Origin of the sequence: Synechococcus sp. M16CYN (genome assembly GCF_040371545.1) — a bacterium.
GTDB lineage: Bacteria > Cyanobacteriota > Cyanobacteriia > PCC-6307 > Cyanobiaceae > Parasynechococcus.
Genome location: NZ_AP029048.1, coordinates 987415 through 1003276 on the forward strand (window position 1 = coordinate 987415; position 15862 = coordinate 1003276).

The 15862-nt window shown below is 50.9% G+C and carries 16 protein-coding genes and 2 tRNA genes; 10 read left to right on the forward strand and 8 right to left on the reverse strand.

Annotated elements, in window-relative coordinates:
- Nucleotides 1–17 precede the first annotated feature (17 nt).
- The 4 genes from ABWV55_RS04785 (at nucleotide 18) to recA (ending at nucleotide 3771) form a co-directional block, all read left to right on the forward strand.
- Complete coding sequence (locus ABWV55_RS04785) at nucleotides 18–1448, forward strand: AAA family ATPase (protein WP_353291057.1); 1431 nt, start codon at nucleotides 18–20, stop codon at nucleotides 1446–1448.
- A 274-nt stretch (nucleotides 1449–1722) separates the two neighbouring features.
- A tRNA-Gln gene (locus tag ABWV55_RS04790) sits at nucleotides 1723–1794 on the forward strand.
- A gap of 10 nt (nucleotides 1795–1804) precedes the next feature.
- A complete protein-coding gene (locus ABWV55_RS04795) occupies nucleotides 1805–2554 on the forward strand; it encodes an HAD family hydrolase (protein ID WP_353291058.1) in 750 nt (249 codons plus the stop codon).
- An 86-nt stretch (nucleotides 2555–2640) separates the two neighbouring features.
- Entirely contained in the window at nucleotides 2641–3771 is a 1131-nt protein-coding gene (recA, locus tag ABWV55_RS04800) for a recombinase RecA (protein WP_353291059.1), read from the forward strand.
- A 449-nt stretch (nucleotides 3772–4220) separates the two neighbouring features.
- Here recA and ABWV55_RS04805 read toward each other — a convergent pair whose 3' ends face one another.
- Both ABWV55_RS04805 and ABWV55_RS04810 read right to left on the reverse strand, forming a co-directional pair.
- Nucleotides 4221–4469, reverse strand: coding sequence for a DUF2839 domain-containing protein (locus ABWV55_RS04805; protein ID WP_353291060.1), 249 nt, complete (start codon nucleotides 4467–4469; stop codon nucleotides 4221–4223).
- Nucleotides 4470–4544: 75 nt separating this feature from the next.
- Nucleotides 4545–5990 (reverse strand): helicase, encoded by a 1446-nt coding sequence (locus ABWV55_RS04810; RefSeq protein ID WP_353291061.1) that lies wholly within the window; start codon nucleotides 5988–5990, stop codon nucleotides 4545–4547.
- An 83-nt stretch (nucleotides 5991–6073) separates the two neighbouring features.
- Between ABWV55_RS04810 and ABWV55_RS04815 the strand changes: the two genes are divergently transcribed.
- Nucleotides 6074–6949: a prephenate/arogenate dehydrogenase gene (locus ABWV55_RS04815; protein ID WP_353291062.1), complete on the forward strand. Its 876-nt coding sequence runs from the start codon at nucleotides 6074–6076 to the stop codon at nucleotides 6947–6949.
- Here ABWV55_RS04815 and crtD read toward each other — a convergent pair.
- A complete protein-coding gene (crtD, locus tag ABWV55_RS04820) occupies nucleotides 6939–8441 on the reverse strand; it encodes a C-3',4' desaturase CrtD (protein WP_353291063.1) in 1503 nt (500 codons plus the stop codon). The two genes, ABWV55_RS04815 and crtD, sit on opposite strands and share 11 nt — an antisense overlap.
- Nucleotides 8442–8491: 50 nt before the next feature.
- Here crtD and ABWV55_RS04825 point away from each other — a divergent pair, with 50 nt between their 5' ends.
- The gene (locus tag ABWV55_RS04825; protein ID WP_353291064.1) at nucleotides 8492–9382 is read left to right on the forward strand and encodes a fructosamine kinase family protein; all 891 of its coding nucleotides are present in this window, start codon (nucleotides 8492–8494) and stop codon (nucleotides 9380–9382) included.
- A gap of 4 nt (nucleotides 9383–9386) precedes the next feature.
- On the opposite strand, the gene ABWV55_RS04830 is transcribed toward ABWV55_RS04825, so the two are convergent.
- Nucleotides 9387–9785, reverse strand: coding sequence for a CAAD domain-containing protein (locus tag ABWV55_RS04830; protein ID WP_353291065.1), 399 nt, complete (start codon nucleotides 9783–9785; stop codon nucleotides 9387–9389).
- Here ABWV55_RS04830 and ABWV55_RS04835 point away from each other — a divergent pair.
- Nucleotides 9784–10350, forward strand: a complete 567-nt coding sequence (locus ABWV55_RS04835; protein WP_353291066.1) for a M67 family metallopeptidase — start codon at nucleotides 9784–9786, stop codon at nucleotides 10348–10350. The genes ABWV55_RS04830 and ABWV55_RS04835 overlap by 2 nt on opposite strands.
- Nucleotides 10304–11470, forward strand: a complete 1167-nt coding sequence (gene moeB / locus ABWV55_RS04840) for a molybdopterin-synthase adenylyltransferase MoeB (RefSeq protein WP_353292581.1) — start codon at nucleotides 10304–10306, stop codon at nucleotides 11468–11470. Before ABWV55_RS04835 ends, moeB begins: the two co-directional genes overlap by 47 nt.
- A gap of 19 nt (nucleotides 11471–11489) precedes the next feature.
- On the opposite strand, the gene ABWV55_RS04845 is transcribed toward moeB, so the two are convergent.
- The gene (locus tag ABWV55_RS04845; RefSeq protein ID WP_353291067.1) at nucleotides 11490–12641 is read right to left on the reverse strand and encodes a cob(I)yrinic acid a,c-diamide adenosyltransferase; all 1152 of its coding nucleotides are present in this window, start codon (nucleotides 12639–12641) and stop codon (nucleotides 11490–11492) included.
- Between the two features lie 53 nt (nucleotides 12642–12694).
- Between ABWV55_RS04845 and larE the strand changes: the two genes are divergently transcribed.
- Complete coding sequence (gene larE / locus ABWV55_RS04850) at nucleotides 12695–13576, forward strand: ATP-dependent sacrificial sulfur transferase LarE (RefSeq protein ID WP_353292582.1); 882 nt, start codon at nucleotides 12695–12697, stop codon at nucleotides 13574–13576.
- 54 nt (nucleotides 13577–13630) lie between these two features.
- Here the strand turns inward: larE and speD are convergent, their stop codons facing one another.
- Together speD and recF are read right to left on the reverse strand one after the other, a co-directional pair.
- Nucleotides 13631–14080, reverse strand: a complete 450-nt coding sequence (speD, locus tag ABWV55_RS04855; protein WP_353292583.1) for an adenosylmethionine decarboxylase — start codon at nucleotides 14078–14080, stop codon at nucleotides 13631–13633.
- Nucleotides 14081–14110: 30 nt separating this feature from the next.
- The gene (recF, locus tag ABWV55_RS04860; protein ID WP_353291068.1) at nucleotides 14111–15205 is read right to left on the reverse strand and encodes a DNA replication/repair protein RecF; all 1095 of its coding nucleotides are present in this window, start codon (nucleotides 15203–15205) and stop codon (nucleotides 14111–14113) included.
- Nucleotides 15206–15311: 106 nt separating this feature from the next.
- On the opposite strand from recF, the gene ABWV55_RS04865 reads away from it, so the two are divergent.
- Nucleotides 15312–15385, forward strand: a tRNA-Arg gene (locus ABWV55_RS04865).
- Between the two features lie 18 nt (nucleotides 15386–15403).
- Here ABWV55_RS04865 and ABWV55_RS04870 read toward each other — a convergent pair.
- Entirely contained in the window at nucleotides 15404–15862 is a 459-nt protein-coding gene (locus ABWV55_RS04870) for an N-acetyltransferase (RefSeq protein ID WP_353291069.1), read from the reverse strand.

A 15862-nucleotide genomic window follows, 5' to 3' on the forward strand; every position in this document is an offset into this window, starting at 1 on the left:
CCTGAGAGACCGATCCCATGGATACGCATCGGGTCACTGACGATCTCGATCGACTTCTCGATCTGCTGCCAGAGGCAGTGCGGGTCGAGCTGTCTAGCGAAGAGAGCCACAACCAACTTTTGGAAGTCGTTCTGGATTTAGGGCGAATTCCTGAAGCTCGCTATCCAGATCGTGCTCAGGCGTTGGGAACAAATCCCATCACTCGAGTGGATTTGAGCGACTTGGTTGATCGCTTAGGCCAGTTTGGTGCTGACAACCGCGCTGGCATTGAGCACACGTTGCACCGGATCAGTGCGATTCGCAATCGACAGGGGGAAGTGATTGGCCTCACTTGCCGCGTAGGCCGTGCCGTCTTCGGAACGGTAGCGATGGTGAGAGATTTACTTGATAGCGCTCAGTCCCTCTTGTTGATGGGGAGACCGGGAGTGGGCAAGACCACGGCGTTGCGAGAAATAGCCCGAGTTCTTGCTGACGAGATGCAACGTCGAGTGGTAGTCATAGATACTAGTAATGAGATTGCAGGCAACGGCGATATACCCCATCCGGCGATCGGCCGCGCACGTCGAATGCAGGTTTCTAGGCCTGAACAACAGCATCAAGTCATGATAGAGGCAGTAGAAAACCACATGCCCGAGGTCATTGTAATTGATGAAATCGGGACGGAACTTGAGGCCCTGGCAGCACGCACCATTGCTGAACGCGGCGTGATGCTGGTTGCTACAGCGCATGGCAATGCGCTTGGGAACTTGATCAAAAACCCTACTCTTAGCGATCTAGTAGGGGGAATTCAGTCGATCACACTTGGTGATGAAGAAGCGCGTCGCCGGCGTAGCCAGAAAACGGTACTTGAAAGAGCAGCTGAACCGACTTTCCCTGCGGCAGTAGAGATGCATACTCGACATCGTTGGTCAATTCATGCTGACGTGGCTTCCACTGTTGATCAGATGTTGCGTGGTCGGCAACCCAGGGTTGAACAGCGTGAGCTCACGAGCGAAGGGAGGGTCCGGCGGCTGAACCCTATAAAAGCAAAGAACCTACTTCGGCGTCCGGCTTTGGCTGTTGCTTCTCCACCATGCCCTTCGCTACCGCCTTCTTCAATTGATTCTTTGCAACCTCAGGTGGACAATGGGACAGAGCGCAGCAGTGACCTACAGGTTCTTTGCTGTGGCATTACTCCGCAGTTGGTGGAACAGGTAATTTGGCGACAAAGTTGGCCAGCGCGTTTAGTAAGTGATCTCAGTGATGCCGATGTTGTACTGAGCGTGCGTCAAGGACTAGGTCATAAGTCTGGTTTGCGCCGTCAAGCAAAGGAGCAGCGTGTGCCAATCTTGGTGATCAAGGCAGACACGCTTCCTCAAATTGATCGCGCTTTAGAGCGTCTCTTGAGTCGTCGAGCGTTGTCACCCAATCTTGATGTTTCATCTGTCGATTTAAATAATCTGATTTAAACAGTCAAAATGATGAATTGGTTCAGTCTCGAGGAGTTTTGTCTTGCTCTTGAGCATTTTGAGCAACATAGTGACGTTGCAAAGTCGTCTTCCGGAGCTACTTGCTTGCATGAGGAACAGGTTTAGAGGATGCAGCCGATTCGGTGAATCGTTATCGCTTGCGTAGCAGCTTGTCTAGCGTGAGTAGGCTTAGGTAGATTGATGAAGGTCGGCATGGTGTAATCAGCACACATTCTCAGGTAAAGTCGATGTGGTCAGTTACATCCGTAATTGATGGGCCGTCGCCAAGCGGTAAGGCAGCGGGTTTTGGTCTCGCCATTCCTAGGTTCGAATCCTAGCGGCCCAGCTTTTTTATCATGCTGAAACGTCGCCTCGTTGTTTTTGATTTCGATGGAGTCATCGTTGATGGCATGGCTGAATATTGGTGGAGTGCTTGGCACAGCAGCTGTTCGCTCGGTGCTGTCCTATCAGATTTCAGTCCAGATTCAGTTCCAGAGACCTTTCGGTTATTGCGTCCTTGGGTTCATTACGGCTGGGAAATGGTGCTTTTGGCGGCTGAACTTCCACGATTAGATATGCAGCTTTGGATGACGAGTTATGAAGAGCAGCAACGCCGAGCCATGGCTCGGCGTTGCTGGCATCCCAAACAGTTACAAACCACTCTTGAGCAAATACGACAGAACGCAATCCGATACAACTGTATGGCCTGGTTAGCTTTGCATCGGCCTTTCCCTGGCGTGATCGAGCGTCTGCAGTCGCTTGATAATGAGAAGACTGACTGGTCAATATTAACCACCAAAAGTGAGGCCTTTGCTACTAAGCTGTTAGAAAATCTTGGGTTGAAGCCTTGGCATCTAGATGGGCGAGAAGCAGGGGAAAAGCCTGAGGTGCTGCGTCGTTTACAATCCCATCGCCTGCTCTACGCCCTTGTTGAAGATCGTCGTGCAACTTTGGAAACGATTTGCTCTATCTCTGGGCTCAAAGTAATAAATTGTCTCTTAGCTCGCTGGGGTTACCTTAAGCCTTCTGATCTAATTGGACTACCTTTAACAATTAAACCGATTGATTTCAAGGTCTTTGCAAAACCATTAAACGAATGGCCATAGCATATCGGCGTACACTCATACTGTTTGAGCCGATTCGACGCTTCCGTGGCATTGGATCTCTCGTTCCTTAGCTTCGAGTTGTTCTGATGCCTGTTGATGTTAAATCAGTCATTTCTGACTCCGGTGCTCGTTGCTCCGAAGAGCGTGATAAAGCGCTGAATCTAGTGCTCGGTCAAATCGAGCGTAATTTTGGTAAAGGTTCAATCATGCGCCTTGGGGACGCCTCCCGAATGAAGGTGGAAACCATTTCGACTGGCGCCCTGACGCTCGACTTGGCTCTTGGCGGTGGATATCCAAAAGGTCGCGTGGTTGAGATATATGGACCTGAAAGTTCTGGTAAGACAACGTTAACGCTTCATGCGATTGCAGAGGCTCAAAAATCTGGAGGTGTGGCGGCTTTTGTTGACGCGGAGCATGCGCTGGATCCCCTTTATGCGGCGTCGCTTGGGGTTGATGTGGAGAACCTGCTGGTATCCCAGCCAGATACCGGTGAAATGGCGTTGGAGATCGTTGACCAGCTCGTTCGTTCCGCAGCCGTAGACATCATCGTAGTGGACTCTGTTGCCGCTTTAACTCCTCGAGCGGAAATCGAAGGTGAGATGGGCGACGTTGTTGTTGGTAGTCAGGCGCGTTTAATGAGTCAGGCCATGCGCAAGATCACGGGAAATATCGGCAGGTCTGGTTGCACGGTGATCTTCTTGAATCAATTGCGCTTAAAAATCGGGGTTATGTATGGAAATCCTGAGACAACGACTGGTGGCAACGCTTTGAAGTTTTACGCTTCTGTTCGTCTTGATATTCGACGTATTCAAACCTTGAAGAAGGGCACAGAGGAGTTCGGGATTCGGGCTAGAGTAAAGGTGGCCAAAAACAAAGTGGCACCTCCGTTCCGAATTGCCGAATTTGACATTTTATTCGGACATGGCATTAGTACCCTTGGTTGTCTCCTTGATCTCGCCGAGGAGACGAGCGTTGTTGTTCGCAAAGGTGCCTGGTATAGCTACGAAGGTAACAATATCGGTCAAGGCCGAGATAACGCGATCGTCTGGATGAAGCAAAATCAGGAGACTACAACCACCATAGAAACCTTGGTGCGTCAGAAGCTCAATGAAGGCTCCAAGGTGGCAGCCAATTCGATAGATTCCCCCGCCGTGACAACTACAGGATTGGCTACGGGTGAAGAATCAGACACAAAAGACACGGGTACGGCGGCTTGAATAAGCTTAATAAGCGGCCTGATTTGAAATGCTTATTTTCGCTAAGTTGCACCTCACTAGTAATATCCATTACAACTTGTAGATAGTTTTAGCGTCTTCTTAAACTTAACTAAATTATCGCCTACTTTTCCACCTTTTAATTTAATCAGGTTAATACTAATAATGTGGTAAACCAAGAAAAGCGCCACTTAATTTTGACAGTAACTGAATTTCCGTGATTATCTTTTAATCATTTCCAAGCGAGAATTAAGTGTCAGTAACTTTTGTCTATTTTAAGTCCTTAGCCAAAAGCCAAGGCCTCATTATCGAGCCCTGCGCAAAGGACCCGTTGCCAAAAAATGTAACTAATATTCTCAAAATTAAAGTGCCGGAGCTGAAATTAGGGACTTATTCCAATCCTAATGGCTGCAACTCCTCGGCAGTGATGTAGGTGTCTTGCGTGATCATATCTAAGGATTATCGGCAAGAGTCCACCATCCGCTTGCCGGACCAACGAATCGTACTATAACCCAGAACACTATCATGGCTCCGATGCCGATCCATGTTCCTCTCGTAGCAATGGACATGAAACGTCGAGTTTGGTCGTTTGTGATCGGCAGCCAGGAAGCCACTCTTGGTGAAGTATCTAAGTGCTTCGAGTTTTTCTGCGGCTTGCGTGGAGGTAAACCCTGAGCAGCGCGCCGGCGAGCTTCTCCCATCTAAGGAATCTGCGACGGTTCAAGGTTAATGAATAGGGCAATTGTTTGGCTTATCGTCAATGGTTAGTTGATTTGTCAGTCTGGAAGTAGTCGTTTCAATGGCATCCAAGGCTCCAATTGTTGTAACACCTGATCGCCCCAGGGGCGGCCGCGCAGTCGTCCATCAAGAATGGCTAATCGACCTCCTGCCCGGCGGAGCGGAGCGATCGCCGCGGGTAAAATGCACAATGCTTCTGGCAGAAGCATTGTGCGGAACCAGTCCTCGCCAAGACGCTTTAAGCGTTCCACGCGAGAAGCGGTAAGTGGAGAGGTCAGACTTGCTAACGGCAGTAACGCCACGATTAACTGTTCAGGTGCTGGTAGTTGGTCATGGTGCCGTAGCCACCAATCCCAGCGGGCACTGATCACACCATTGCTTTCCGGAGTTGTGGATTCTTCAACAACACGCTGTCCAAATTCCGCCGCCAGAGCACTGGTGAGTTGTCTCCTTAATTGTTGATCATCAATTAGCACTATGGCGAGTCCAGTGCGACCCAGGATCAAGCGGCGACTCTGCTCTAAAAGGTGCTGGGCATAAATCTCAGTATTAGGTAGAGGTTGGCGATGTGGGGCGTATAGCGGCAACGGCTCTTTTAACTCTTGCTCTCGCAAAGTAGCTGTTACTCCTACAGTCACCTGAGCTTGGCTAAGTTCAAGTTCTATTCGGGAGCATTTGCCGGATTCGGTCAGCATTAAGATTGGTCGTGTGTTAAGTAAGCCGTTAAGAAACTGCAGTGGTTCCAAGGGTCTGAGTTGCCAAGTCCATTGTAAGAGACGATGGTCAAGCTCAGCCCATTCAGCCCATTGGACCGGATCTGTCGCCAATAATGCTGACCAGGGAGGAGGACAAGGTCCAACCAAGCGCAGAAGATCGCGCAGTGCTTGGGAAGCACCACCTTGCAGCCGTACGCAGTCATCATTTCGTGTTGATTCTTGGAAGAGCTGTCGGCTGAGGCGTTCGTGAAACTCTAGTATTATTTGGTCTAGCTCAGGGTGGGCTTGTCGCAGTCGCTCCCAGTCGCTGTTATTAATCTGAATCGCAAGGCTGTGCCGCAAGCGCTGACTTAGTCGCTCTACATTCGGAATAAGCAACTGGCGATCACCCAACCGATCCTGTTGATAGACAGTGACCAATTCGTTTGTATCAAGAATCCAAAGCTGATCTCCTGGAGATTGTGCAATGCCTTGCCAGCAAGGTAAACGCAACCCGTGTTGTTTGAGACGAGGCAGTTCGAGTTGCAACAGTCTTTTCCGCTGGGCGAGTGTTAGAACCAATGCTGTAGCACCTGGGTTGAGGCATAAGGGCACTAACACTCCCAGCCACCAGCGTTCACCACTACTTGGCGGAAGTTGCAACAGCGTCGTGTCTCGTCTGCGCAAACTTCGTCCCACCAGACGACTGACTGTTAGATGATGAGGCCAAGTCGACCCCTCCTGCCTCAAGAGGGTTTTGAGTCGTTGGTGGGCCTGAGCTTCCAGCATGCATAAACCATAAGCAACGTTGTTAAGCGGAATGGTTTATCGCTATCCATCCATCAGTATGGCGTTATGACCAAGCGAGCGTGATGGCGAGAAAAACAAAACGCGTCGGCATCGTTGGACTGGGACTTATCGGGGGATCATTGGGTTTAGACCTTCAGGCATCTGGCTGGAATGTACAGGGTTTGGTTAATCGCCCAGCGACTGCTGAGCGTGCGATGGAGCGCCAGCTAGTAACGGAAGTGAGTACGGACCCAGCTTGCTTGGCCGATTGCAATTTAGTGATCTTGGCGTTGCCTATTCCCGTTCTGCTACAGCCAGAGACATCACTAGTCAAGGCCTTACCAAAAAATGCTGTAATCACAGATGTTGGATCGGTAAAGCAGCCAATTCTTGAGGTATGGCGGGAGCTTCATCCTCGCTTCGTGGCTAGTCATCCAATGACTGGAACTGCCTTGGCAGGAGTTGAGGCAGGTATTGCGGGTTTATTTCGAGGACGTCCGTGGATTGCCACACCTGAGCCAGGAACAGATGCATCCGCTCTGTCATCAGTGCAGTCGTTGGCAACTAGCTTGGGCAGTCATTGGCTGACGGTTTCTGCTGCTCAACATGATCAGACAGTAGCTCTAATTTCCCATATGCCCATTTTAGTGAGTGCGGCGTTATTGCGAGTCGTTGGGAACGAGCGCGATCCAAAGATCCGTCGTTTAGCGCTTATCCTGGCTTCAAGTGGATTCGCCGATACCACGCGAATTGGCGGCGGCAATCCAGATCTTGGTGTGGCTGTAGCATCCAGTAACCGCGAGTCTTTGTTGCGCGGTCTTGCAGCGTATCGCTGGAGTCTCGAACAATTGGAGGATACTGTGCTGCGGAAGAACTGGCCTCAACTACAGATCGAACTGCAACGCACCCAGGCGATTAGGCCTAGGTTCTTGGGGTCCCCAGACGGCATCAACCTTTGAAACTCAACCGAGCTCTTCGATGCTTCATAAGTTGTTTGCAGGCATTCAGTGCGGAGAGGGTGACGCCAGCTGTTCCTTCGCCGGGATAGAGGCTGTCTCCGCACAACCACAGTCTCGAGAGAGGGGTTCTACTGGCAAGTCCAAAGGGGCCAAAACGGCTGGGATGCTGTCCTAAGCCTCCCACTACTCCCCGAGGCCGTCCGGTCCAGCCAGCAAACCCCCGAGGGGTGGCTAGTTCTGTATGAAGCCAAGCACTTTCGGTAAGACCAAGCCAACTGCTGAGTTCTTGTTTAATTAATCCCAAGATTTTTGCTTTACGGATTTGATAGGTCGACTCTTCGAGTGCGTACCAATCAGATGTTGGTGTAAAAACGCTGGCGATTAGGGTGGCCTGACCAGAGGGTGCGCGGCCGTCTCCTTCCCGACTAACGGAAACAAAAAGTGACCCAAGCTGCTCTGTTCCCCGTTGCAGATGCCCTGGACATTCCACGGGTAATGCTGTCCTGTGGACTACTCCGTATAGAACCAACGCTCCACTTGGTTCAGGTAAGGCCTTGAGCCGTTGTTGGTAACGGTAAGGCAAATATTTTATCGGTATAAGGTCTAGAAGACATTGCGGCGGGAGGCTGCAGATGACATCACTAGCTTTCCATTTCACTGTTTGCGCATCAGCTCCTGTTGTTACGGCTACCCAACCCGAAGACGAGGGATAGATGCTAGTGACCCGATGACGCAGTCGGATCTCTCCGCCACCAGTCTCGATGGCATGCACAAGTTGCCTACTCAAGACCTGCATCGATTCTTGAAGATGCCAAAGCCCTAAAGGGGCTTGCGCCATGTGCAGTACAGTGGCTCCATAGAGAGCTGCCGTACGGTTTGCCGGTTCTTGGGAATAAAGCTTCAGTTGGAGATCTAAAAAACGACGGAGTCGTCGGTCCTCATTGCAACCGCACAATTGCAATAGATTTGCGACTGAGAAAAAGGTGAAGAGCCCTGAGGCTAAAGTCGCGGGGCGTAGCGCTGTGATTAACGTGCCTAATTCCCACCAGGAACGCGGTGTTACTATGGGATATCGTCTTGCGAATGACCAATTACTGGCATGTAAAAATCCACAGAGTTGCCAAAAGCGCTCGCTACCGGGGAACTGACACTCGCGTTCTTCTGCCCACCGCTTCGGATCATGCCAGAGGTTAACAGGCTGGGACCCATCTCCCAGATCAACTGTACAACCAGGATCAAGAAGTTTTGCCTCGGGTAAGGCCAGTCCCAGATGCCTAAACACACTGGCATGACTGCCTCCAGGTTCGAGTCCTGCCACTTGAGTCGCGCCAACGTCAAAAATCCAGGAACCACGACGGAAGGTGCCGGCACATCCTCCTGTCTGATGGTGTGCCTCTAGCAACGTCACTGGCACTCTGTCATGAGCTAGTAAAGCTGCAGCTGTGAGACCTGCGACGCCTCCACCAATTACGATCACGCGGTTATCTGTCAAAATTTAGCTTTGAATCAGGTCATGCTGGCAATAGTGGCGGCGCCTTGAGAGTGAGCAGCAATCTTTGGGACGATCTCATGGCGACCGATGGGCCTTTAGCAGGTTCTGAGCTCACCAACGCTGTGCCGGTGGGAGGGGGGTGTATTCATCAAGCTTGGCAGCTTCAACTTAGTGATGGACGCCAGATATTCGCCAAAACAGGTCCTACAGATGCCATCAAGTTGTTTGAGGTGGAGGCCGAGGCTCTCGATGCTCTTGCTCACTATGCAGATCCGGACGTTTTAATCGTGCCTCAACCTCAGTCATTGATTCAACTGCGCCATGGCGCAGTTTTACTGCTGCCATGGCTAAGGCTAGAAGGGAATAATCAGCAGTCTCTTGGCCATGGCTTAGCCCTGATGCATCAGACTTCAATGCATCAGGGCCATCAATACTTCGGATGGTATCGGGATGGATACATTGGCGCCGGTCCCCAGCCGGGGGGATGGCGAACCAGCTGGGGTCAAGCCTTTGTAGACCTTCGCCTACGTCCTCAGTTGAACCTGTTGAAACGTTTTGGAATAGATGCCGCTGGTTTAAAAGATTTTTTGAAGGCTCTAGTACGCCACCTTGATCAGCGCGACGTCGTTCCTGCATTAGTTCATGGCGATCTATGGGGAGGAAATGCTGCTTCCTTAGTTGATGGCCGTGGCACAATCTATGATCCAGCGACCTGGTGGGCGGACCCTGAAGTTGATATGGCAATGACCCACCTTTTTGGAGGATTTACCGAAAGTTTTTACCGTGCTTATTACTCGATTTTGCCTGCTGCGCCCGCCGCCGAAGAGCGAGTCGAGATTTACAACCTATACCATTTGTTAAATCACGCCAATTTATTTGGAGGTGGTTATGTGAACCAGGTCCGAGCCTGTCTAAATCGACTGGCCCGGAAACTGAGCTAAACAATCAACTAAAATATTCATGGCGAACCGTTTGAACCCGCTGGATAAGATCAGTGCGTTTCTCACTTGTGGCTAGGTTTTTCCAGCTCCATTGACCAACCACAATGAGGCCGAGTAACTCCAATATACCAGGAATGATTGGTAGTAGATTGATCGTGTCGAGGACACCCTTGATTAGAATCTGGGCAACGATCACAGCGGTAAAAATTCCAATAATCTTGCCAATACGCCCCATCTGGTTCCAGTCCACCTGATCGAGGATTTGGTTTACACTTCCCAGAACATCGCTGTAACGACTAGCAAAAGAGGTTTTCTCTTCCTCGGGCGATGCTGTTGAGCCGACATTTGACCTCCAAGTGTCGCTAGTGGAGTCTTCTTTCACTTCGGTGGTGGCATCACTCATGGGAAAAGTAGAAGTCTTAACTCAGTCAGCAGAGCGTATCGGTGAGCGGCCCTTTGTGCCATCGTTGCTGCGTTTCGATCATCAATGCCTCACGATTCTTCAGCGTTCATCGCTAGTGGTAAATCCTTACGAAGGATGTGGGTTGCTTCTCGGGACAGGTTGTTGGACCCCGTTGTTAACGCTGGTGACGGTTTGGCCTTGTTGCAATGTTTGGGGTATGAGCGAATTTTCAGTTAACGGCTCAGGGAGAGGAAGTCGCCTTAGCCGTTTCTCTTTAGATCCTCGTGAACAGATTGCTGCTCAGCGCTGGGCAAGATCACGGGACTTGCAAGTTCTAGGTGTCTACCATTCTCATCCTCGGACGCCAGCAAAACCATCGAATTGGGACCGTTGTTTGGCTGAACCCGAGCGCTTAATGTTGATTTTGTCTGGTATAGAAGGTTTGCGTGCCTGGTGGATGGGTTCGGATCGGAAACCGTTAGAAATTCTCATTGAGGTCTGTGAGAATCATCACACTTATGCAGCAGAGCCAACCCTCCTCGATGCAGAGTCTGTCCGCGAGTGAGCAGGGACGCTACGCCCGGCATCTAATTCTTCCCGAAGTGGGAACGTCTGGTCAGGAAAGACTTAAGGCCTCTTCGGTGCTTTGCATTGGGGCGGGTGGTCTGGGCTCGCCATTGCTCCTTTACCTCGCTGCAGCTGGTGTAGGTCGAATTGGCATCGTTGATGGAGATGTCGTAGAGCTCTCCAACTTGCAGCGCCAGGTTATTCACGATTCCACTTGGTTAGGGCGCTCAAAAGCCCAATCCGCTGCCGCGAAACTTCGTGAACTCAACCCTAACTGCCAGGTTGATGTGCATGAGGTAATGCTCGACATCACCAACGTCATGGACTTGATTGCTTTTTATGATTTTGTTTGTGACGGCACAGATAATTTTCCTAGCCGATACTTGATTAACGATGCCTGTGTTTTATTGGGTAAGCCACTTGTTTATGGTTCTGTTCAGCGATTCGAAGGTCAGGTCACGGTCTTCAATATCGACCCCCATAGCCCGAATTATCGAGATCTGTTACCTAAACCTCCTTCACCAGGGGTAGTTCCCTCTTGTGCTGAGGCTGGTGTGATGGGGGTGACTCCTGGTCTGATTGGTCTCATTCAGGCTGCCGAAGTGATCAAGTTGATCACAGGAATCGGTTGTTGTTTGAATGGCCGCTTGTTAGTAGTCGATGTACTCACCCTGCGCTTTAGAGAACTCACCCTGCGCCGTGATCCAGATCGCCCTCCGATTAAAGGCCTGATTAACTATGAACAGTTTTGTCATCCAGCAACATCAGAAATGACGTCTCCTGCACTTAAGAGCATCAGCGTGACTGATCTGAAGATTTTGTTGGATAGTGGCGCGGATGATATCGTGCTTCTGGATGTTCGCAACCCGGCAGAGGCCGAGGTGGTTGCCATCTCGACAGCAACCCTGATTCCCTTGGCAACGATTGAAAATGGGGAGGCTATAGAGCGTGTGCGGTTGTTAGCCGAAGGAAGTCAACTTTTTGTACACTGCAAGTTGGGCAGTCGTTCTGCACGTGCGGTCCAGATTCTCGCTGACCATGGCATAGAAGCCGTCAACGTGACAGGAGGAATCGATGCCTGGGCAAAAGAAGTCGACCCCACTTTGCCACGTTACTGAAAATTCTACGATTTACGCTTTAGTAATCCACGCCGCGTTTGAGATCCACACCTTGTTCAGCGTAGTGTTTGTGGCAAACTATCTCGGAGTGGATACTGGCTAGACCAAAATAGGCAGGTGGATGTTTGCAGCGGCCCGTGATAATTACCTCGGTTTCGGCTGATTTTTGCAGAAGTGTTTGCACAATTGGTTCCGCTGGGAGGAGTTCCAGATCCACAGTAGGGTTGAGTTCATCCAAAATAACTGTCTTATAAAGACCACTCAAGATGGCAGCGCAGGCGATCTCCCAAGCCCTTTCGGCTTCAACGTAATCAATAAGCTTCTGTTGGCCGCGCCAGACAATGGCATCCCTACCAGAACGCAAGTGATCTACCAAATGAGGATAGCTCTCCCGGAGAGCAGCTATTGCCGCATCCTCAGTGTATCCCGTGCCGCCCTTAAGCCACTGCAAAATCAGTACCCGATGACTTTCATCCTGGCTAATACCTCGACCAATTGCCTGTAGGGCCTTACCTAAGGCACTGGTGGACTTACCTTTACCCTCTCCTGTGTAAATCTCGATGCCACTACCCTTGACCTTAAGGGGGATTATCCGTTCGTCTCCAATCTCAGAACAACTGTGAGCGCGTATTTCTGAATGAAGATCTGCTTCCCGAACGAGTGCAGAAGGGGCATTTCGTCCAGTCACAATGATCTCCATCCCTGCCGGTCGATTGCTCAGAGTGTGCACCACGTCGTCGACATCGAGCAAACCTAGATCTAGAACTGGGTTGAGTTCATCGAGAACCACTACGGAATAGAGGGCGCTGGCTATTGCCCCCTTCGCAATTACCCAGCCACGCTGAGCTTCATCTCGATCAAAGCGTGTGGATTCATCCGCTGTGAAGTAGTCCGCGCGGCCAGTGTGCAAATGATCGATGAGGTGAGGAAAGCCTTGTTGCAGAGCTTCGATCGCGGCGTCTTCATCGTAGGCGCGATCAAGCCCTTTGAGAAAGCGAAGCAGTAGTACACGTGTGCGCCGTCGTTCGCAAATACCGAGACCGATTGTTCGAAGAACTACTCCTAAGGCTGCTTGACTTTTACCTTTTCCATCTCCGTCGTAGATATGCAGCTGACCGTGGCTGCGTTCGCGACTGCCTGCGGCGGTGACAATGCCGATGCTTTGTGGCATGGAGTCGGCTCCTACCGTTGGAGCCTAACGACATTGTTCGATTTCATTTGCTGATGTTCCGATTGCAGAAGTTATTACCAAATAAAGAGAAGCAAGTGCTTGCAAATCTTCGCGACTGGATGCAAGAACACTCATCGCTTTGCATCGCTTATTCGGGAGGGGTAGACAGTACTCTGGTGGCAGCCATTGCGTACGAGTGCAAAGGCGACTCTGCTCTAGCCGTGACGGGGGTTTCTCCCGCTTTGGCTCCTCATCTACTGCAAGAAGCTCGTTATCAAGCGGGTTGGTTGGGAATACGTCATCAGGAGCTGATTACCTCTGAACTTGAGGATCCCAATTACAGTAACAATCCTATTGACCGTTGCTTCGCTTGCAAAAAGGAATTGCATCGCCATCTCAAGCTAATAGCTACAGCTAACAGTGCTATGCAAGTGGTCGACGGTGTAAACCTAGACGATCTTAATGATTATCGGCCAGGAATTAAAGCGGCCCATCAGGCCGGCTCGCGTTCTCCCCTAGCGGAGCTCCGTATCGATAAGATGACGGTACGACGGATCTCTCAGGCTTTGGGTTTCCCATGGTGGGACAAGCCAGCTCAGCCTTGTTTGTCGTCGCGCTTTCCTTATGGGCAGGTTATCACGGCAGAACGCCTTTATCAGGTCGGCCGGGCCGAAGCGTGGCTGACCGCTCGGGGCCTGACCAGTGTTCGGGTTCGCAGTAATGGTCTTGAAGCACGCATCGAAGTGCCTAGCCAGCAGATTGATGTTGTTTTAGCCTTATCACAGACCGATGGTTTAGTAAAATTCTTCCGGTCCATTGGATTTATCTCGGTTAGTCTAGATCTTGAAGGGTTGGTGAGTGGCAAGCTGAATCGTCATCAACAAAGCACCGTTCGAACTGGTGCCGCTCTTCAGCCACCCTCCCAACAGCAGTAACATCGTTAAAAGGTCTTTGTGTTGTGTTTACTGAGGTGAAGGCCAAGTGGTGATCTAGACAGGTGAAGGTTCGCGAGTCCTGGTGGCTATCTTAATGGGGGTTTCCCGGAGAAAGCTTCTCAGAACGTGGCGCTTAGCTAACAGAGATTCACAAAGCACGGCGCAGGCCTGTTCTGGCATGGTGTGATCACCACAGGTGAATACGTCTACAGCCGCATACCCGGATTCGGGCCAAGTGTGGATCGAAATGTGGGATTCAGCTAGAAGAGCCAACCCGGTCACTCCTTGAGGCTCAAAACGGTGGGCAATTAAATTGAGCAGCGTTGCACCAGCACGTTTCGCAGCTATCGCGATGCTATTTCGTAGGAAAGATTCATCGTTGAGCCGGCTGGGATCACACTCATACAGCTCGAGAATGCAATGCTTACCAACCATGTCGGTGGTCTGAAGCGTGGTGTCCCCCCGTCCCGGGTGGGGATGCAGGGCAGACAAGCTCTGCTCCATCAGGCGAAAAATGAAAAACAAGTGAAGAGACTATCCGACATTGAATCCATCTCTAAGTTCTTTTTCTCCGAAAATCTGAGCCCCTTGACGCCAACCGCCATGAAAGCCATCAAGATGCGTGGCACTCACCAAGCATTGGTGATCATTCCCCACCGCTTCTAGTAAGAGTTGTTGTCGAATGGGATCCAGTTCAGCGAGAACGTCATCAAGTAATAGAAGTGGCGGTTGTTTACAAAGTTCGGTTAACAACTCCAGTTCGGCCAGCTTAAGTCCCAGCACAAGAGAGCGCTGCTGACCAGCTGAACCGAAACGTCGCGCAGCGTTATTCCCCAAAACCATCGCGATTTCATCTCGATGCGGTCCAATGCGACAATTGCCCCAACGTTCTTCCTCCGTCCTTTGGTTGCGGAGTTGCTCTGCAATCGCCATACGCCAGGGTTCTTCTGCTTCTTCTCCTTCTAGTCGGCTTCCAGGCTGATAGCGGAGTTGGAGGAGTTCTTTGCCACTGCTCAAATGCGATTGCCATCGCTGAGCAATCGGTTCCAAGCGATGTAACGCCCTGCGACGACGACGATGAATGCGTGTACTGATAAGTGCCATTTGAACGTCGAAGGCATCGAGAAGGCCATTGCGTTCTGATATACTTTGCCCATAGCTACGCCACAGCTGGTTCCTTTGTCTTAATAACCGGTTGTATCGGCTAATCAAATCTGCATAGATAGGTTCAATTTGTAAAACAATGCGGTCAAGCCATTGACGGCGTAGGGCAGGCTCACCACGAACAAGGTCAAGATCGAGTGCACTGAAGCTGATGCAGCTCAAGGGACCAACCAGATCGGCCTGTCGCTCTAGAATTTTACCGTTGCGCCGTGCTTGGCGACCACCGCTGCGACGCAATTTCAGTTCCAAGTGATCATCGTCACCCACATCAGCTTGAAGCAAGGCTACTTGGGCATTCCACTGTATGAGGTCACGATCTTGATTGCAGCGATGGGAGCGTAAGCTGCCAAGCAATTCTACTGCTTCTAGTAGATTCGACTTACCGATGCCATTAGGACCAATGATTAACAAACGTGACTCGGTCAATTTCAATTGCAAAACGGAGTAATTCCGGAACCCCCGCAATTGAAGTTTATTTAGCCGTATGGGTGATGAAGCGATGCTTGGGTAAGGTACCTCTCAAAGATGGGTCTGTTAGCCGATCTTCTACTACGGTTTTAAACCGATCAGTGGGCATGTAGCTCAGTTGGATAGAGCATCAGATTCCGGTTCTGAGGGGCGGGGGTTCGAGTCCCTCCATGCTCGTATTTTGTCGACTACGACCTAGTTTAATTTGAGTCCCATTGCGCGGATGCCATTCGGGTCAATCACAAAGCCATTAGACCGCAGGGCGCTAAGAGCAGCCGATGGTGCTAATACAGAAAAACTACATCCCGGAAGGTCCTGACGTAGAGTGTGAAGAGCCCGATGAACGAGTACAGCAAACAAATCTGGTTGATCAGGGCCTGGTCGCGCCGCAAGATTCCAAAGATTGGCATTAAGGGCTAAATCGCTTGTGGCTCGTACGAAACCGACCAGCTCTTCTCCGGCCTCCTCGATTATGCTGATTTGCCATAGGCTGCGCTCAAGGGCAAGGGGCCATCTTGCTTCGTCGTGAGTGGCTTCTTGGCATGCACGCAGCAACCGGTTGATAGAGGTTGGTGAGGGAGCCGTCGTTGTATCGAGCCTGTATCCGCTTGGGAGCTTTGGGGCTGCTGCTGGTTGTCGAAGGAAGGGGAGCAA